The 14,675-nt window shown below is 49.2% G+C and carries 20 protein-coding genes and 2 pseudogenes; 9 read left to right on the forward strand and 13 right to left on the reverse strand.

Features of this window, described 5'->3' with window-relative positions; all coding sequences use genetic code 11:
• Window positions 1-469: 469 nt before the first annotated feature.
• Entirely contained in the window at window positions 470-811 is a 342-nt protein-coding gene (locus B5G09_RS13070; RefSeq protein WP_087405526.1) for a hypothetical protein, read from the forward strand.
• A 436-nt stretch (window positions 812-1,247) separates the two neighbouring features.
• Here the strand turns inward: B5G09_RS13070 and B5G09_RS14460 are convergent, their stop codons facing one another.
• Both B5G09_RS14460 and B5G09_RS13080 read right to left on the reverse strand, forming a co-directional pair.
• Entirely contained in the window at window positions 1,248-1,451 is a 204-nt protein-coding gene (locus B5G09_RS14460) for a response regulator (protein WP_241147680.1), read from the reverse strand.
• Window positions 1,441-1,596 (reverse strand): annotated as a pseudogene (locus B5G09_RS13080) (ATP-binding protein); the annotation flags it as partial. The pseudogene B5G09_RS13080 and the gene B5G09_RS14460, both read right to left, overlap by 11 nt.
• 525 nt (window positions 1,597-2,121) lie before the next feature.
• Here B5G09_RS13080 and B5G09_RS14020 point away from each other — a divergent pair.
• The 4 genes from B5G09_RS14020 to B5G09_RS13095 all read left to right on the forward strand — a co-directional run bounded on the left by B5G09_RS14020 (window position 2,122) and on the right by B5G09_RS13095 (window position 4,391).
• On the forward strand, window positions 2,122-2,733 hold the full coding sequence (locus tag B5G09_RS14020; RefSeq protein ID WP_143256576.1) for a hypothetical protein: 612 nt from the start codon (window positions 2,122-2,124) through the stop codon (window positions 2,731-2,733).
• Window position 2,734: 1 nt separating this feature from the next.
• Window positions 2,735-3,235, forward strand: a complete 501-nt coding sequence (locus tag B5G09_RS13085; RefSeq protein ID WP_087405527.1) for a hypothetical protein — start codon at window positions 2,735-2,737, stop codon at window positions 3,233-3,235.
• A 223-nt stretch (window positions 3,236-3,458) separates the two neighbouring features.
• Window positions 3,459-3,917 (forward strand): hypothetical protein, encoded by a 459-nt coding sequence (locus B5G09_RS13090; RefSeq protein ID WP_087405528.1) that lies wholly within the window; start codon window positions 3,459-3,461, stop codon window positions 3,915-3,917.
• Between the two features lie 12 nt (window positions 3,918-3,929).
• Window positions 3,930-4,391 carry a hypothetical protein gene (locus tag B5G09_RS13095; RefSeq protein WP_087405529.1) on the forward strand — a complete coding sequence of 154 codons (462 nt, stop codon included), beginning with the start codon at window positions 3,930-3,932 and terminating at the stop codon, window positions 4,389-4,391.
• 232 nt (window positions 4,392-4,623) lie between these two features.
• Here the strand turns inward: B5G09_RS13095 and B5G09_RS13100 are convergent, their stop codons facing one another.
• Window positions 4,624-4,899 carry an HU family DNA-binding protein gene (locus B5G09_RS13100; protein ID WP_087405530.1) on the reverse strand — a complete coding sequence of 92 codons (276 nt, stop codon included), beginning with the start codon at window positions 4,897-4,899 and terminating at the stop codon, window positions 4,624-4,626.
• Window positions 4,892-5,056: a hypothetical protein gene (locus tag B5G09_RS14125; RefSeq protein WP_162608287.1), complete on the reverse strand. Its 165-nt coding sequence runs from the start codon at window positions 5,054-5,056 to the stop codon at window positions 4,892-4,894. Before B5G09_RS14125 ends, B5G09_RS13100 begins: the two co-directional genes overlap by 8 nt.
• A 1,502-nt stretch (window positions 5,057-6,558) precedes the next feature.
• On the opposite strand from B5G09_RS14125, the gene B5G09_RS13105 reads away from it, so the two are divergent.
• Window positions 6,559-6,870, forward strand: a complete 312-nt coding sequence (locus B5G09_RS13105) for a helix-turn-helix domain-containing protein (RefSeq protein ID WP_087405531.1) — start codon at window positions 6,559-6,561, stop codon at window positions 6,868-6,870.
• Window positions 6,871-6,937: 67 nt separating this feature from the next.
• Window positions 6,938-7,229, forward strand: a pseudogene (locus B5G09_RS13110) (helix-turn-helix domain-containing protein).
• Between the two features lie 322 nt (window positions 7,230-7,551).
• Here the strand turns inward: B5G09_RS13110 and B5G09_RS13115 are convergent.
• Window positions 7,552-8,790, reverse strand: coding sequence for a site-specific integrase (locus tag B5G09_RS13115; protein ID WP_087405532.1), 1,239 nt, complete (start codon window positions 8,788-8,790; stop codon window positions 7,552-7,554).
• A gap of 188 nt (window positions 8,791-8,978) precedes the next feature.
• Between B5G09_RS13115 and B5G09_RS14520 the strand changes: the two genes are divergently transcribed.
• Window positions 8,979-9,260, forward strand: a complete 282-nt coding sequence (locus B5G09_RS14520; RefSeq protein ID WP_262481272.1) for a tyrosine-type recombinase/integrase — start codon at window positions 8,979-8,981, stop codon at window positions 9,258-9,260.
• A 69-nt stretch (window positions 9,261-9,329) separates the two neighbouring features.
• On the opposite strand, the gene B5G09_RS13125 is transcribed toward B5G09_RS14520, so the two are convergent.
• From B5G09_RS13125 to B5G09_RS13135, 3 genes are read right to left on the reverse strand one after another with little or no spacing between them, the layout of a single operon-like run.
• Window positions 9,330-10,271 (reverse strand): HipA domain-containing protein, encoded by a 942-nt coding sequence (locus B5G09_RS13125; RefSeq protein ID WP_087405534.1) that lies wholly within the window; start codon window positions 10,269-10,271, stop codon window positions 9,330-9,332.
• A gap of 3 nt (window positions 10,272-10,274) precedes the next feature.
• The gene (locus tag B5G09_RS13130; RefSeq protein ID WP_087405535.1) at window positions 10,275-10,604 is read right to left on the reverse strand and encodes a HipA N-terminal domain-containing protein; all 330 of its coding nucleotides are present in this window, start codon (window positions 10,602-10,604) and stop codon (window positions 10,275-10,277) included.
• A complete protein-coding gene (locus B5G09_RS13135) occupies window positions 10,601-10,819 on the reverse strand; it encodes a helix-turn-helix transcriptional regulator (protein WP_087405536.1) in 219 nt (72 codons plus the stop codon). The genes B5G09_RS13130 and B5G09_RS13135 overlap by 4 nt, the downstream gene beginning before the upstream one ends.
• A gap of 556 nt (window positions 10,820-11,375) precedes the next feature.
• On the opposite strand from B5G09_RS13135, the gene B5G09_RS13140 reads away from it, so the two are divergent.
• Window positions 11,376-11,720 carry a hypothetical protein gene (locus B5G09_RS13140; RefSeq protein ID WP_206384455.1) on the forward strand — a complete coding sequence of 115 codons (345 nt, stop codon included), beginning with the start codon at window positions 11,376-11,378 and terminating at the stop codon, window positions 11,718-11,720.
• Here B5G09_RS13140 and B5G09_RS14470 read toward each other — a convergent pair.
• The 5 genes from B5G09_RS14470 to B5G09_RS13170 all read right to left on the reverse strand — a co-directional run bounded on the left by B5G09_RS14470 (window position 11,690) and on the right by B5G09_RS13170 (window position 14,500).
• Window positions 11,690-12,424 (reverse strand): IS66 family transposase, encoded by a 735-nt coding sequence (locus tag B5G09_RS14470; protein ID WP_241147681.1) that lies wholly within the window; start codon window positions 12,422-12,424, stop codon window positions 11,690-11,692. The genes B5G09_RS13140 and B5G09_RS14470 overlap by 31 nt on opposite strands.
• Window positions 12,425-12,582: 158 nt before the next feature.
• The gene (locus B5G09_RS13160) at window positions 12,583-13,071 is read right to left on the reverse strand and encodes a hypothetical protein (RefSeq protein WP_162608289.1); all 489 of its coding nucleotides are present in this window, start codon (window positions 13,069-13,071) and stop codon (window positions 12,583-12,585) included.
• A 67-nt stretch (window positions 13,072-13,138) separates the two neighbouring features.
• Window positions 13,139-13,525 carry an IS66 family insertion sequence element accessory protein TnpB gene (gene tnpB / locus B5G09_RS13165; protein WP_162608290.1) on the reverse strand — a complete coding sequence of 129 codons (387 nt, stop codon included), beginning with the start codon at window positions 13,523-13,525 and terminating at the stop codon, window positions 13,139-13,141.
• A 14-nt stretch (window positions 13,526-13,539) separates the two neighbouring features.
• Window positions 13,540-13,932 carry a hypothetical protein gene (locus B5G09_RS14130; protein WP_206384456.1) on the reverse strand — a complete coding sequence of 131 codons (393 nt, stop codon included), beginning with the start codon at window positions 13,930-13,932 and terminating at the stop codon, window positions 13,540-13,542.
• A gap of 103 nt (window positions 13,933-14,035) precedes the next feature.
• Window positions 14,036-14,500: a hypothetical protein gene (locus B5G09_RS13170; RefSeq protein ID WP_241147682.1), complete on the reverse strand. Its 465-nt coding sequence runs from the start codon at window positions 14,498-14,500 to the stop codon at window positions 14,036-14,038.
• Window positions 14,501-14,675: the final 175 nt, after the last annotated feature.

The raw sequence follows: 14,675 nt of genomic DNA on the forward strand, positions 1-14,675 counted from the left end.
TTAAGTCAATCTTCAACGGTCCCGTCCCAGAATCAGCACATCTTTATGCCAAGGTCGTTTTTCGACCGGAACTCAATTAATAGTGCCCCAAACTCCCGGGAGGATTATATCAGGCTGAAGATAGAGCCTCCCTAACTCACAAGTTAATGAGATTTCACCGCAGAAATCGGCGACCGTTGGCGGTTCTCCGATTTAATTTCCTATTTTTGTAAATTGTTCCGTGCCGATCCGCGGAGCCGGACATTTTATACGAACGTTTTGTTACGTTTTCTTTCGCATTCAAACTTCGCAACTTTGATCTCTCGAAAGAAATGTAGCCGGGCGCTCCGTAAACGTATGTATTGCATCCGTATGCTATTGGCGCATTATGTGCAATACATGTTTCGCGTGGGCTGTCCGTGTTGCTTATTTCGAGAGGGGCAGCGAAGGCCTGAGTATGGGGTAAGTCAATGCGGCAACCCACGTTTTTATGGCTTTCGATTACGACTACACGGGCAACCCCGCCCTACTCGACCGCCGAAAGGTCGCCTTCTTCGCCTCGCGCGTCGTTTCGCCCACCGTCGAGGAACAGGCCTTGCACTGGGCCGAGGCGTGTTGCGCTACCGACCGCATTGTAATCAGCGGGTTCCAGTCGCCGCTCGAAAAATCCGTCTTTGAACTTCTGCTGCAAGCCCGTCACCCGGTGATCTGGGCTCTGGGGCGCGCCCTCTACCGCCGCTACCCTCCCGCCGTCGAAGAGGCGCTGGCAGAGCAGCGCATCTTGATCTTTGCCGTGCGCAATGCCTGCCGCACCGGTTGGCAAACGGCCTAGACCCGCAACTTTCTGATCGCCTCGATGTCCGACGAAAGCGTTTATGCCATGAACATCGAAGGTCGAAGCAGTTCGCTTGACATACTATATGGAATCGAGAAGAACCTAAAGCCGGTATATCCGTTATAAATTTTTAACATGTCTGATAATTTTTGAAAAACTGTTTGACAGAAAGCACAAGAACAGAAAACATTCCTCCTTCCTTAATCTTAAATCTTAAAGAATCCACTGTCGATATCGAATATCTTAAGTTCGGGACGCTTGTCAATCTTTATCTTCTCTGTATCACATGTTAGTATAACAATTTGTAACAGACACCTCTGGCATTGACAATCTGCACCAAAGGATCGGCGGACAACCGGCATCGCAGGCGCGTGATGAAAACATGCAGGCCGAAAGGAAGAGCACCGGCACGTCGGTCGACCGGCGCCGCAATTCATCGACAAACAAAAACCTCCATGCCAGGCATCATGATGTCCATAACGACGACGTTGGGGTGCCGTTCGTCGAAAAGACGCAGCCCTTCGATACCGTTGTAGGCAACCGTGACGTCGAACTCCTTTTCGCCGAGCGTATCGGCAATGATATCGGCCAGCGTCTGCTCATCCTCGACAAGCAGCATATGGATTCTATCGTTCATCATCGGGAAGAGTCAGGATAAAGATTGATCCGCGGCCTGGTGAGCTCACCACAGAGACCTCACCGCCATGTCTTTCAGTAATCAGTCGAACGTAATAGAGCCCCAGCCCGAACCCCTTGATGTTATGCAGATCGCCCGAGACACGCGTCGATGCGCTGAAAGTCGGCGAGGGGGTGGGAACTTTGGACTTCAGCCTCCAATCTGCTCAATGAAACGGAGTATGCCTACACGCTCTCTTCGACGGGTTGAGCTCCTCGGCGTGTCGCTATGCCATCCGGCCGTGTAACCGGCTATTGGAAGGGGGGCAAGCAGGAGATTCTGAAAAAATCTTTACAAAGTTCACTACTTTTTTCTGTATCAACTACCAGAATGCATACGCGTAGCTCGCGCTCAAAACTCAAACAGGCAACTATGCGTCGTCTTCAATTTGGTTATCTATCATGCAGCACAATATTATACACCTTTGAGAGAAACTTTCATATTTCTTTACAACCAGATATATAAAATCACTCGGCCTAATAATTAACAAAAAGTTTTATTTTTCCTTAAAAAATAAGCATGAATATTCATAATGCAGAATTATTTCTTTTAAAAATCATATTATCAAGTATTGTGAATCTAAGTTTTTATTTTTATCTTTGTAATGAGAACCAACTAAAAAATTTAAGCTATGAAAAGAATCATTTATTCTTCCATTCTGATGTTTTGTGGCCTATTTTTGGTTAACTGTAGCCAAGATGAGATTACCAATCCTGCTATCCCTGATATCCCAGCTACAAGAGCAATTGATCCAGGATGCCATTGGATTTGCGACTGCCATATGAGAAACTTGGGCTGGCAAAATCGTTGCTCTGCTTGCGGTAAAGAATATAGCGAGCCTCATGGCCAATTGATACTACGATTCTCGGACTATATTAAGGCGAATGTCACGTTCACCACAGGTAATGATAATGATTTCAACAGGATAGAACTTCCCACTGGACAATTTCCTGCTTACGCACCTGAACCTTGGTATGAAACTACAGGTTCTATGTCATATTATAACGCAATTAAGAATTCATCTATTTATCGATTGACTCCCGGCTATGCTGAAGCAGCGGATTATGCTTGGTATAGAACGGTACGTATTCTTTATCCTGGGATACACATCAGGACCACGGTTGAACGAGAATTCAATGAATTTCGGCTCTCTGAAGGCCGCAATTTAACAGGATTTAAAGGGCAGGGCCTTTTAGACGCAAGTAAAGCCGCAATTGAAGCATTTGTAAATTATAGAAAATAGAATGAAGCTCTCAATCATTTTCCTCCTCCCGCTGGCAGCCATACTGTCGGGATGCTCCGCCCAACGACACAACACCTCATCAACTAATCAAGTCTACGAGGCGTCTCTTGCTACACTCGAATCGCAACGATTCGTTATCGAAATTGACGAAGTCTACGGTAAAAAAGGGAAAAGAGCTGATGCTCATCAGAGCTATGTCCGCATGAAAGGTACGATAGTCGAAGTCAGCTTTGCCCCAGACTTTTTCCGTCTAAATCGCACAGGCGGGAACTTGAGCCACTATAGTGCCACGGATGAGAGTTCGAGTTTCGAGAAACTACGTGTGAAACGAAATGGTGACGTTCAATTCCAAATCCAGGGGCGGCTTGACTGGAGAAAAATGGGCGGGAGATGTCTAATAACACTTTACCATGACAGCAATCAAGTCTATTTGAATTTTTTCGATTATTTGAACCGTCCGTTCTGTAACGCCAAAGGTGTAGTCCTTCCTCTGGAGGAATAATTCGTTTTTTCAGGGAATAATATTCTTACACGAAATGTTACCGTAACGAATAGTGCTAAACTGACCTTTCGGGCCAACAAGTCCGTTACTATAAACTCTCCGTTTACAATTAACCAAGGAGCGCAGCTTGAAATAATCTGCGACAACTGACAATTAATTTAAATGTTCAGGGATTATTCCCTGAACATTTTTATCTTTGTAAAAAAGTAAACCAAATCTACTTATGAAGAGGATATTCTTTCTATGTATAATCATTCTGGGAGGTGTCTCATGTGATCCACCTGAGCATTTGAAGACTCATTATACCTACTGGTATGTGAAAAACGCAACTAATAAACCAATAAGTATAACAACTGTTCCCGGACATTTAATGTCGATATTAACAATTATTTCGGGTGATTCTGTCTGTTTCCATTCATTTTGTCCTCCGCAACATTGGGGTATTCCGTCTTTCAACGGCTTATATGACATTTGGGAAAAAACAGCGGTCCAAGATCAGCATACTGATATTCTTTCGAATGAAGGGTGCTTATTAAAGAGTTGGAATTATGCAGACCGAGACGCAGAAGGACGGCAATTCTTTAATGAATCTTACTGGCGGTTATATACGAAAAAATATAGTCATAGTGATGAATTAAACTTTGCATGGGTTTTTGACATTCTTCCCACAGATATTGAGTAGTTCACAAATGCCATGAAAAAGATTGCTTTCATATTTGCGATTACACTAATTAGCATATCATGCGACCCGAAGAAATGGGTGGCTACGCATGCAACCTCTTGGTATGTAAAAAACAATACCGATCAGATTCTAATTATTACAACATCACCATTTATTGAAGCTGATGCTGTTGTCGATCCTGGAGATTCGGCATTAGTTCATAGCTTTAATCCGTTTCAATATTTAGGAGAACCCACTTTTGACACATTTTACGATGCGTGGAACGGTAAGCCGGAGCATGAATGGTGTATAAGTGTCAGTTCCAAAGATGGTCAGTTCCTGAAAAAATGGGAATATATAGATCGAAACTCAGAGGGCAGACAACTCTTCAACGGATCTAATTGGCAGCTATATACGAAAAAGAATGATCATAGCGATGAGTTAAACTTTATATGGGTTTTTAATATTCTCCCGCAAGACATCGCTCAATTATAACAATTGATAAAAACAGAGGCTCACCGTTCATCCAAACGATAAAGACCGTCTGAAACGGTAATCTGTTGTGCGATTGAACTTCCGTTTAGAGGTTCATCAATACTACAACAGCCGCATCTATAGGAGAACCGAGAGAATCGACAACCATTCCCTCGATTCGATGCTGAGAAAAAACAGCAATACAATAAAAACAAATATAAAAGTTATGAGGCGCTTAATAATAGGCCTACTTTTATTTTCCCATTAGCTTCACGAAATCCGGAGAAGGCTTGAATGCCGGAACCGTATGCGCAGGAATAACAATCGTCGTATTTTTAGATATATTACGTGCTACCTTCTCGGCTCTCTGTTTGAGCAGAAAAGTGCCAAATCCTCGCAGATAAATGTTCTCTCCATGAATCATGGATGAACGAACCTGCTCCATGAAATTCTCTACAATAGTAGAAACAACCTCACGTTCTACGCCGGTCCGCTCTGCTATCTGCTTTACAATATCAGCCTTAGTCATGATTGTCTATCGTTTTTGATTCTTCGCTTTGGGGGATAAAATCCGAAAACAGTTGCTTCAATTCATTCTCGTTCAAACGGTGGCTCGTGATGACGATCTTTCCTTCATCGACTTTGACCGTCAATCGTCCTCCGGTAACCGCATGAAAGGACAGCATGCTGCAGGACCTTTTCGGGGTGCGGGTTTTCAATAACAATCGTTGCCATAACGAGACGTAAAAATAGTGAGAAAAATCGATCCTCCAACCATCCAGCAACGCCAACTACAGCCACACCGAAGCCAACCACTGCCACGGACAGAACATAGCAGGTAGCTGGGCTGAAATGTTCACGGATTGAGTGTTAAAGACATGCCCGAGAGGAAAAGTTTCTTTCAGGGTAGTCTATGTCTCTGCAATTACTCTAAAAATAAACTCGATAAATGGTGTGCAACCTACTTTTCCTCCACTGACAGCAATTGTTTGGTCATATTTGGGTGTGCCCATAAGCAGGTTTCCCAGCGTATTTTTTGCACAAAAGAATGGTCCTTAACTGCCCAAATCATGGCAATAATTGACAGGATTTCTATGGATTTGAGCGTGTAAGAAGGCCATTGTGGCGGCTAATTCCTTTGTCATACGTTGCTTATGTGTATGAAGAAAGGGTCGCGTCACGGCCTCGATTTGAGATGGAACAAGCCATTGAATGTTCGTCATATCTCGTGATTACAGTCAGAAAACCGGTGTGATCTCATCCGAGAATCGAAACAGAATATCCCCATTTGTCGGAGCAGCCTTTGAAAGCCTGCTCCTTTTCTTTTGCCCGTAGGACGCAATTATGCCTTCCAAGGTCCCCATTTTTGAACAAAGGGTGCCGGAAACCCTTCGGCGGTTAAAATCCGGTCTCGGCACATGGGGTGCCCGGTAAAAAGCGACGACTTCGGAGGAGTTCCCCCCCCCTTGCGGGCAAGCTGTTTTCGTTTCCGAGAATATTTCGTGTAACGGAAAACACAGCTTGCTGAGTCCCGAAACATATAATGTTCTGGGGACTCAAAAACGGGTCGAATATCACGTCCCGTTCCCGCTTGTTCGCTGGCCAATCTGAAGAGGCGAACCATCCGTTCCCGAAACCGACATCGGGAACAAAACTGCATCAAAACGGAATGAATAAATCTTGAACTCAATCCATCATGAAATAGTGATGCCAGGAAATCAATACGGATTGAAGTCTTGGCGTCTTGATCTCCAGAAGTCAAGAACCCCTGATGTCCCAAAATCATGAACTCTTGGACTCGCGAACTCCAGAGGTCAAGAACTCCAGACCTCGGGAGTTCTTGATATCCGGGCTTCATGAAGTCCTGAAATCTGGAACTCAGCCCCTGCTGAAATCTTGGACTCGTGGCTTCTTGATCTCCTGGCGTCATGATCTCTTGGCCTCAAGAGCCCTTGATGTCTTGTCTCCCTGAGTTCATGATACCATGATCTCTCGATCTCCTGTTTTATTGATCTGTTGATGTCAGTAGGCCCCTTTATGTTGGGAAGCAAAAGCATTAGGACGTTCTAATGTCCTCCTTATCGAGGTCACTATGGCGTATGGTTCTACGCCTCGAAAATCAATTGAAATGCTCTGATGGGGCCCGTAACCGACGCCAACCTGTGCCACACCGACGCCAACCACTGCCATGGGAATAGTCAATGTGGAATCCCGAACCTTTGAGCGGATGCTTGCGCGGTTCGAGGAGTTTGCCCGACGGATGGACGCGCTCTGCCATGCACACCGTATCGGCGAACCGGAGCCGTGGCTGGACAACCAGCAGGTCTGCCAGTTGCTGAATATCTCCAAGCGGACGTTGCAGACGCTTCGCGGCAACGGATCGCTCTCCTACACGCAAATCAACCACAAGATTTACTACCGGGCAGAAGATGTGCGGTCGTTCCTTGCGGTACTGGAGGCACGACGCAGGTACGAGCAGAAGTGCAGAAACGGAGTATAAACGGCGGAATCCGGATCGTGACACTCGAGGTGGTGTCGGGCCGGATTTCGCATCAAACAGACGGGAGATGGGCAATGAATTGATTTCGGAGCAAGACGAGCGGATCCGCTCGTACTTCCAGGCACTGGAGCGTCTTTCCAAGGCGTTGGAGGCGTTGTTTTCGAAGCGCAAATCCTCGTTGGACGGCGAGAGCTTATACGGATGAGGAGCTTTCGCAGCGGCTGAAGATCAGCCGCCGAAGTTTGCAGGATTACCACAATCAGGGACGGATTCCCTACATCAAGCTGGGCGGCAAGATCCTCTACCGCTCCTCGGATATCGAACGGATGCTGGAGGAGGGCTATCGCAACGAGTTTTGATAGACAAGGAGCAGAACGAGGACAACAAGACAGCACAGACAGAAGGCAGAAAGGGAACACGAGCAACCGACCCTCACGATGCCACCGTTCACAGTTTTTCTCCTTTTCATCGGTAGCATCTTCCCAAACGGGCCGGAGCGAATACGACAACCTTTTTCCCGGGGGCTCCATCTGCGGAGACTTCTACTCGGGGAAAAACCTTCGGGGCATGAGGTTGGCATTTCGCTCCGGCCCATTACCTTGCTGCCGGATGAAAAGGAGCAGGGACAAACACAACGACCGGTCTCGGGATCTCCGGGAGTCGGCCGTCGTCGGGAAGTTGCTACATCTTGGACTGGGATTCGTCCTGCCGCCGTGCACGGCGGCGGATCAGACGGTCCATATCCTCGGAGATCTTCTGCTCGGTGATCTGTGCGTAGTCCTGGGTGGTGGAGATGTTCGCATGGCCCATCATCTTGGCGATGCTCTCGATGGAAAGCCCGGCGGAGATGGCCAGCGTGCCGAAACTGTGCCGCCCGGCATGGTAGGTCAGCGCCTCCGGGATGCCGATCAGGCCCCGAGGTCCCTTCATGTTGGCCTTCACTACGTCGGCCGACTGGTGCGGGAAGAGTGTCTCCCGCTCCGCATCGCGGTATTTGTCGAGCAGGGCCAGCGCCTCGGGAAGCAGTTTTACACGGGCCCGGTAGTAGGTCTTCTTCCGCCGGTATTTGAGCCACAGGGCGCCCGATTCATCCGTGTAGAGGTTCTCCCCGGTCAGGCGCGAGACGTCCGCATAGGAGGTGCCCGTATAGCAGGCGAAGAGGAAGAGGTCGCGGCTCAGCGAGAGCGACCCTTGCTGTGGGGGAATGTCCAGATCGCGGATCTTCTCGAAGCTGGCGCGGCTCAATGCCTTGGGCGTCGTCTCCACCTGTCGGGGCAGTTTGTAGTAGGCGAAATGCAGCTTCTCGGAGTGTCCCTCCTTGAAGGCCAGGCGGCAGATCTTCTTCACCACGGCCAGGTAGTGGCGCACCGTCTGCAGGGCATAGCCCTGCTCGGTCTGCGTGAAATCCTGATACTCGCGGATGAACTGTTCGTTCAGTTGTCCGAAGGCAAGATCCGGAAGCCCGAACCGTCGGCGGATAAAGGCTTCGAGCGAGCGTCGCGTGTAGACGTAGGTGCTCAGCGTGGTCCGGGCGCAGTCGATACCCACCCGGCTGCGGAGTCCTTCGATGTAGCGGTCCAGCAGGCGGAGAAGGGTCATGCGGGTTTCCAGGCTGCCCTGGTACTGGCATTTGACCGCCTCGGCATCGAATCCTCCCGGGCGGGACGAAAGGCTCTTAACGGACTCATGGATTCCCAGCAGCAGTTTCTCGATCCGCGCATTGGTCTCCACGGCTTCGCGGCTCTTGTTGCTGAGACGCCGCTCGCGGACATTCCACAGCGCGGGGGTACAGGTGAGCTTGCAGCCGAACTGCGCCATCGTGCGGTTCACCGTGACACGACCCATTATCGGGGCTTTGCCCGAAGCGGTCAGGGAGCTCCTTTTCAGGTAGAGCAAAACCTTGCAACTGACTTCTTTCATAACGACTGGTTTTTAGGGTTCCCTGCTCTGAGCAAAGATACCGTGGTTCGAAGCGTCCGTCGTTATGCAAAAACCGGTGATTCAGAGAGTAAAACGCCGTACGGAAGTCTGTCGATCGCTGCCGGTTACCTGTGGACGCCGAGGTAACGATACGAGTAACGGTCTAGTAACGGTTGTCTCGCTACAATGTGCGGTGGACTGCGTCCTCAAAAACGGAAAATCGTCTCATCCCAAACCGTTTGCGTTTTTGTTGCTGCCAACTGCAAAATGCCGTTCGGGCATGTTTTTCACATTGCGCGCGCCACACGTTCGCAACCCTGACGCTGGCCAGCGGCGCCACGATCGACAACGTCGCCAAGATGCTGGGGCACTCCAACATCAAGATGACGCAACACTATGCCCGGGTTCTCGACAGCTCCATCCTCCGGGACATGATGCAGGTGGAGAGAGCCATCTCCAAACTGGGATAGCGGAATACGCTCTGCTCTATTCGCAAAACAGCCCGGAGATTCTTATCTCCGGGCTGTTCGATGTCTTAGCTATGCCAACTGGCTGATCCTGTTTCGGATGATCCCTTTGTATTCCTCTTTCATCTCTCGCGGAAGGAATGATCGATCCATATATGCGAACCAGACATCCTGTGACTTCCGAAACTTGTGTAAGATGTTTTCTATAACCTTGTCGCCCAGACCCGCAGTCTGCATGGAAGCGATAAAATCCTCTTTCCTGATTTTCCGCTTCTTGCCGTTGAGCGTCAACGCCAGCTCCTCGTTATCCTCCGGCATGACCAGCGCTGTGGAGAGCATGTCGTAAGCCGGAGTAAGCAGATGTTTACCCGGCACCTCGCTATAAAGCGAGAAGTTCTTCAGATGCATGTCGGCATTCCCCGTGATCCACGAAAACACGACCTGCTCCCAAAAGTTGACCTGATCCAGCAAGGGGGTTGCAGAGAATCTCCGGATGGTCTTGTCAATCTGTTCGTACGAACCTTTGTATTTGTGCTCGGTCAGACGCCCGGTCAACTGGCACATATCTTCCATGGGTAATTTCTCACCCTGGGAAGTGCGGTCTATACGGCGTGTGATATAGCACAGTTCGCCATCAGCAAAGCGAATCAGACTATGAGGCACGACCCTTATTCTGGCCAGTTCGGCCAAATGCATCGTTAAATCCTCCAACTCGGGCAAATGGGCGAATCGTTCGGTTGGTGGTTTCAGAATATACCGTCCCCACAGCCCAACAATCGTAAAACGGTCGACCTCGTTTCGTCCACCCTTGAGAATATCGAGTGACAGTTTTGCCTGTACCCCCGTAAGGGTTGTCTGGCTGCGAATTACCTGTCTGGCAAGATCTGTCAGATTTTCGCGCGTATAGGGCAGTTCGGGAGGATACGGCGTCCCGAACATTTTTTGGGAACAACGCTTGTGAAAATCCTTTTCACCCGCGGTCAACTCCCCGTAACAATACAAACATACAGCCATCGATTACTCCTCCCTGGTGATTACGGGTTGAACTCCAACAGCCCCGATACAATCCTTACAGCAGGCCAAAAGCAGGGCCATGCGATCGCGGGCATCGATTTTCCAGTTCCTTTCGGCAATATCCAGCAACCAGCCCTCGGGAATCAATCCGTCAAAAAACGGGAACAGCACTTTATCCCGATAGGGACGGTCGCTCAACGGAAGGGTCAGACTCACAGCCTGCGCATCGGGTGCAGCCAAATAACCGGTATCATATACGAATGTATAACCGTTCTCGTCTTCAGTCAGGAAGCCGGCCCGTCGATCCTGAAAAAATACAACAGCCTGTTTCATCGTTCATCGGTTTTAGTCATCGGCACGGCTCCCACCTCATAGCCAAACAGATTCAGAATCTGGTTGACCTTGTCAAGACGAAGTGTCGGTTTGCCCTGCTCCAGTTCGCGGATAAAACGCAGTCCCACACCGGACTTCTCGGCAAGTTCCACCTGTGTCAGATGATATTGTCGGCGCATCGACTTGACCGAGTTTGATAGAGATGTCTGTTTCATGATTTATACCCCTTTGGGTACAAATATATCAAATATTTTTCATTTTGTACCCTTACGGGTATAAATTTATATTTAATCATCCCTATTATACCCGATAGGTGGCACATGACACTCCTTTTCATCCGGCAGCAAGGTAATGGGCCGTAGCGAAATGCCAACCTCATGCCCCGAGGGTTTTTCCCCGAGTAGAAGCCTCCGCAGATGGAGATGCTCCGTAAGTATCCGTTTTAGTACACAATTCGAATAAGTCGATTGAAAAAATGCACTTAAGAAAAAATAATAGGTTGAAATATTTTGGGATAGAATAAAAAATGTCTAAATTTGGTAGAGGAAATACCTGTGCGACTATAATCAGAAAAGATTATAGTTGCAGCTGTTTGTCGAATCAAAAAGGCCAAATTATTAAAAACAGCAGACAAGCAGTTTGGAACGCGTATCAAACATGCGCGATTCCTGACTGTTTTGTATTATGCTGTTCCGTATAGGCCACGGTTGATTCATCAATACGTCAGTCGGTTTCGCGCACTTTTTAGGATAGTACAAAAAAAGTGCAACAATGAAGAGAAGAAAACCTTTCACGGAGCATCCCAATTTGCCTTCGGGCACCCTTTATCTGTTTCATCGCAGCGACAGGAGATGTCCTGCAGCAGACAGCCTGTTCGGGCTTATCGACAAAACGAGTATGGGCATCATTTATCTGGAATCGAGCAGTCGGGATCTGCGCCGATTTCGCTTCTGGCATCGCTTGCCGAAGCATTATCGCTATCATCGTCTGGCGAGTCGTTCCGAATTGCGGGATTATATATTCAATCTTGCTTATTATGAATGCGCCGCCATACAGAGCGGTATAGGCCGGACTTGCCGTACTGCTCATAAGATAGAATCCTGCACCCATTTATGAAGATTCCCCTGCGGGGAAGAGTGGCGCGACTCATTGCAGGAGGGGGGGGGCACTGCCGCCCCCCCACACACACAGTCGGCATGTCCCCAGCAGGGAGTAGACAACGGCCGTATTGTATGCCGCCTCGTGGTTGCGGCAGAAGAGGTAGTTCTTGCGGCCCAATGCCAGCGGCCGTACGGCTTGCTCCGCGAGGTTATTGTCGATGCGGCATCTGCCGTCTGTGACGTAGCGTGCCATGCGCGGGTATAGCGCATAGGCATATCGGAGCGCTTTTTCTCACGTATGGCCTTGATTTCATCCAGGGGTATCCCTTGCTCCTTCACCCGGCGCTCTATGGCGTATAGCTGCCCGATCAACCGCAGGGCGTATTCCGCACGCTCAGGATCGTCATCCAAGGCATGTTCGAACTTGCGCTGGATATGCGCCCGACAGCCCAGCAGCAGGACTCTCCGCTTGTTCTCATAGATGTCGTAGGCTCCATAGCCGTCGCTCTGCACGGCGCCCCGGAAATCCTTCAGCAGCTCTACGGCCACATACTGCGCCCGGGAACCTTTGTCGTAATGGAAAAACAGGGATTTCAACTCCGGCGAGCGCACTACCCAATGATACTCTTTACGAGTCGCTCCCGGCTTATCCTTGTCCAGCACGGGAATCGTCGTCTCGTCGATCTGGATGTAGTTGCAGCCCAGCACTCTTTTCTTCAATTCCCCGTATAGCGGCTCGAGCAACTCGGCCGCTCCCTGCACGGGCGAAGATGCCGATCTGACGATGCAGCGGCAAATGATCCTGATATTTGCCTACAAGCAGCTGCGCTAGCAGCGACGGCCCGGCATTGGCGCGGAGTAGAGGTAAGGAAGGCAACTCACCGATAACGACTCCGTCGCCATTCGGCACGGCATATCAGACGTCTGATATAGAGCACCCCGGGATTGTATTCCAGCAGTTCGGTGATCTCCTCGCCGATACGTTTGCTCTCCGCAGGGAGTTCATCGGGTTCGATGATCTCGTCACGGCGTTCCAGATGCTCCGAAAAGATACGCCGCTGACGTTCTTCGACCGGTCGTTTGATGCGTGGCGCCGATTCCTTATGGGCGGCCTTCCCTTGCAGGACGGAATACTCCCGCTCCTCCTTTAACTCGGCTACGCCTTCGAAGTCCAGCTTGAGTTGAGACGGATCGGATGGAATGAAGCGCTCCGACTTGCGACCGAACAACATCCTGCGCAACCGACGCAACTCGTCCTGCATCTTCTCCACCACGCCTTGAAGATTGTCGCGTTCCGACGACAGACGTTCGGCTGTGGAACGGAGCGAATCCCGTTCGGCCGTAAGGGCCGCAAGGCGTCGTTTCAAACCGATGGTATAAGTATCTGTCGTATTGTCATTTTCCATATCTTAAAGATACGCAAAACAGATGGATTTACAAAGAGATTCGAGCGCTATTTATGCTGTTTTTCAAAGAAATATCGTAACGCTTGCGGGACCGTATGCGCTCCAACTCCACACCTTCGACCATCAATACCAACTCCCGCCACGAGACTTGATAACCGCCCTCGCGGGCCTCCAAACGAGGCAAGGTAAGAATACCCCGTTCAAAGCGCTTGTGATAGAGCACGAAGCCCCCGCGCTTCCAATGGAGAAGCTTCAAGCGCGTACGGCCCGAGTTGTAGAAGATGAACACCTCCCCGCTTATCGGATCCCGGCCCATACCGCGACGAACCTCTCCGCACAGTGCATCGAACCCCTTGCGCATGTCCGTTGCCGTGCAACTCAGATAATAGACTTCCGAATCTCCCAATGAGAACATATCCTCCCCTCCGACTAATAAAGCTTGATCAGCGTGGAGAGCCGATCTGCCGGGGTGGCCGACGTAACACGAAGCCGAACCCCGTTCGGATAGCATAATTCATAGTCCGCAACAGCCTCTGCGAAAAGCGACGAGCCTTTGATAGTATCGACTCGTACGAAGTCGCTGTTTGACGGCGATGCCGATTCGCCCGATGAAGCTTGCGTTCGCGGGGAACGTGAAGGCATATGAGTCGGTTTAAGTACCACACCCAGTTTCTTCGCCACGGACGGATGATCGCGCGGATAGCGCTGGCGCCTCGTATAAAACTGGCTTTCGCTCAAGCCCTCGCGCTTGTAAAAATCGCTCGGCAAATCACCGCTCGAATAATACTTCTCCATCAACGGATAAACCAGACTCTTTGTCAAACGGTCGTATTTCTTATTGTCCATAAATCCTGCTCGACCGGCTTTTTATTCTTCCGATCTTAAGCAAAGATAAAATCATGCTAAAACTTGGACAATATGTTCTTTAACGGATATTTACTGTTCGTTGCGGGCGGATGGGTGTCTGTTTGCAGAACAGGTAGGTTTCCAATAACTCCTCCCGCATGTGGTCTTGGTAATAATTGTTGAGATTATCGGCATAATAATCGCCAAGCGTATAGTCGCTGTCTTGATCTTTCAGCCATTCGCACCATAATCCCCACTCTACGAACATCAGTGTCCATATAATCGGAACCTCCTCGTGGGGTATTTGCTCCATATATTTGGAGGTGGACTTGTCTGCGAACAACAGACGGTCACAAAAATCCTCGAACATGAGGCGGTTGTGAATCGTAACAGGTTGGTTTATGCCTTCCAATTCTGCATCCAATGTCCGATAGAAATAAGGGGCATCCATCCCGTAGTACTTTTTCGTATAGACCAATGCTCTTTGAAATTGCTCCCATGTAAATGTAAAGACGTGAGTGTAACCGATTGAATTCTTATCCATAGTAGCTGTGGTTAGTAGTCCCTAATATAAAAAACAAAGGACAAACTTGGAAAAGGGGCCTATAATTAACCCCTTTTACCAAGTCTGTCCTGCTATCTACCCAATAATATCTAACCACAGGATCAGCAGAATTAGGAGGACAAACTTTGTACAGCGGTCTATAAATCATACCGCC

The sequence above is a fragment of the Alistipes sp. An54 genome, from assembly GCF_002159375.1.
GTDB classification, from domain to species: domain Bacteria; phylum Bacteroidota; class Bacteroidia; order Bacteroidales; family Rikenellaceae; genus Alistipes; species Alistipes megaguti.

Coding starts and splice junctions, on each gene's coding strand:
- B5G09_RS13115 (WP_087405532.1), bottom strand. CDS start 8,790: ATGAAAGAAGTCAGTTGCAAGGTTTTGCTCTACCTGAAAAGGAGCTCC.
- B5G09_RS14125 (WP_162608287.1), bottom strand. CDS start 5,056: ATGCTGTCCTTTCATGCGGTTACCGGAGGACGATTGACGGTCAAAGTC.
- B5G09_RS14020 (WP_143256576.1), top strand. CDS start 2,122: ATGAAAAGAATCATTTATTCTTCCATTCTGATGTTTTGTGGCCTATTT.
- tnpB (WP_162608290.1), bottom strand. CDS start 13,525: ATGTTCTCATTGGGAGATTCGGAAGTCTATTATCTGAGTTGCACGGCA.
- B5G09_RS13100 (WP_087405530.1), bottom strand. CDS start 4,899: ATGACTAAGGCTGATATTGTAAAGCAGATAGCAGAGCGGACCGGCGTA.
- B5G09_RS13130 (WP_087405535.1), bottom strand. CDS start 10,604: ATGAAACAGGCTGTTGTATTTTTTCAGGATCGACGGGCCGGCTTCCTG.
- B5G09_RS13140 (WP_206384455.1), top strand. CDS start 11,376: ATGAAGAGAAGAAAACCTTTCACGGAGCATCCCAATTTGCCTTCGGGC.
- B5G09_RS13090 (WP_087405528.1), top strand. CDS start 3,459: ATGAAGAGGATATTCTTTCTATGTATAATCATTCTGGGAGGTGTCTCA.
- B5G09_RS13105 (WP_087405531.1), top strand. CDS start 6,559: ATGGGAATAGTCAATGTGGAATCCCGAACCTTTGAGCGGATGCTTGCG.
- B5G09_RS14460 (WP_241147680.1), bottom strand. CDS start 1,451: ATGAACGATAGAATCCATATGCTGCTTGTCGAGGATGAGCAGACGCTG.
- B5G09_RS13085 (WP_087405527.1), top strand. CDS start 2,735: ATGAAGCTCTCAATCATTTTCCTCCTCCCGCTGGCAGCCATACTGTCG.
- B5G09_RS13070 (WP_087405526.1), top strand. CDS start 470: ATGGCTTTCGATTACGACTACACGGGCAACCCCGCCCTACTCGACCGC.
- B5G09_RS13125 (WP_087405534.1), bottom strand. CDS start 10,271: ATGGCTGTATGTTTGTATTGTTACGGGGAGTTGACCGCGGGTGAAAAG.
- B5G09_RS13095 (WP_087405529.1), top strand. CDS start 3,930: ATGAAAAAGATTGCTTTCATATTTGCGATTACACTAATTAGCATATCA.
- B5G09_RS13170 (WP_241147682.1), bottom strand. CDS start 14,500: ATGGATAAGAATTCAATCGGTTACACTCACGTCTTTACATTTACATGG.
- B5G09_RS13135 (WP_087405536.1), bottom strand. CDS start 10,819: ATGAAACAGACATCTCTATCAAACTCGGTCAAGTCGATGCGCCGACAA.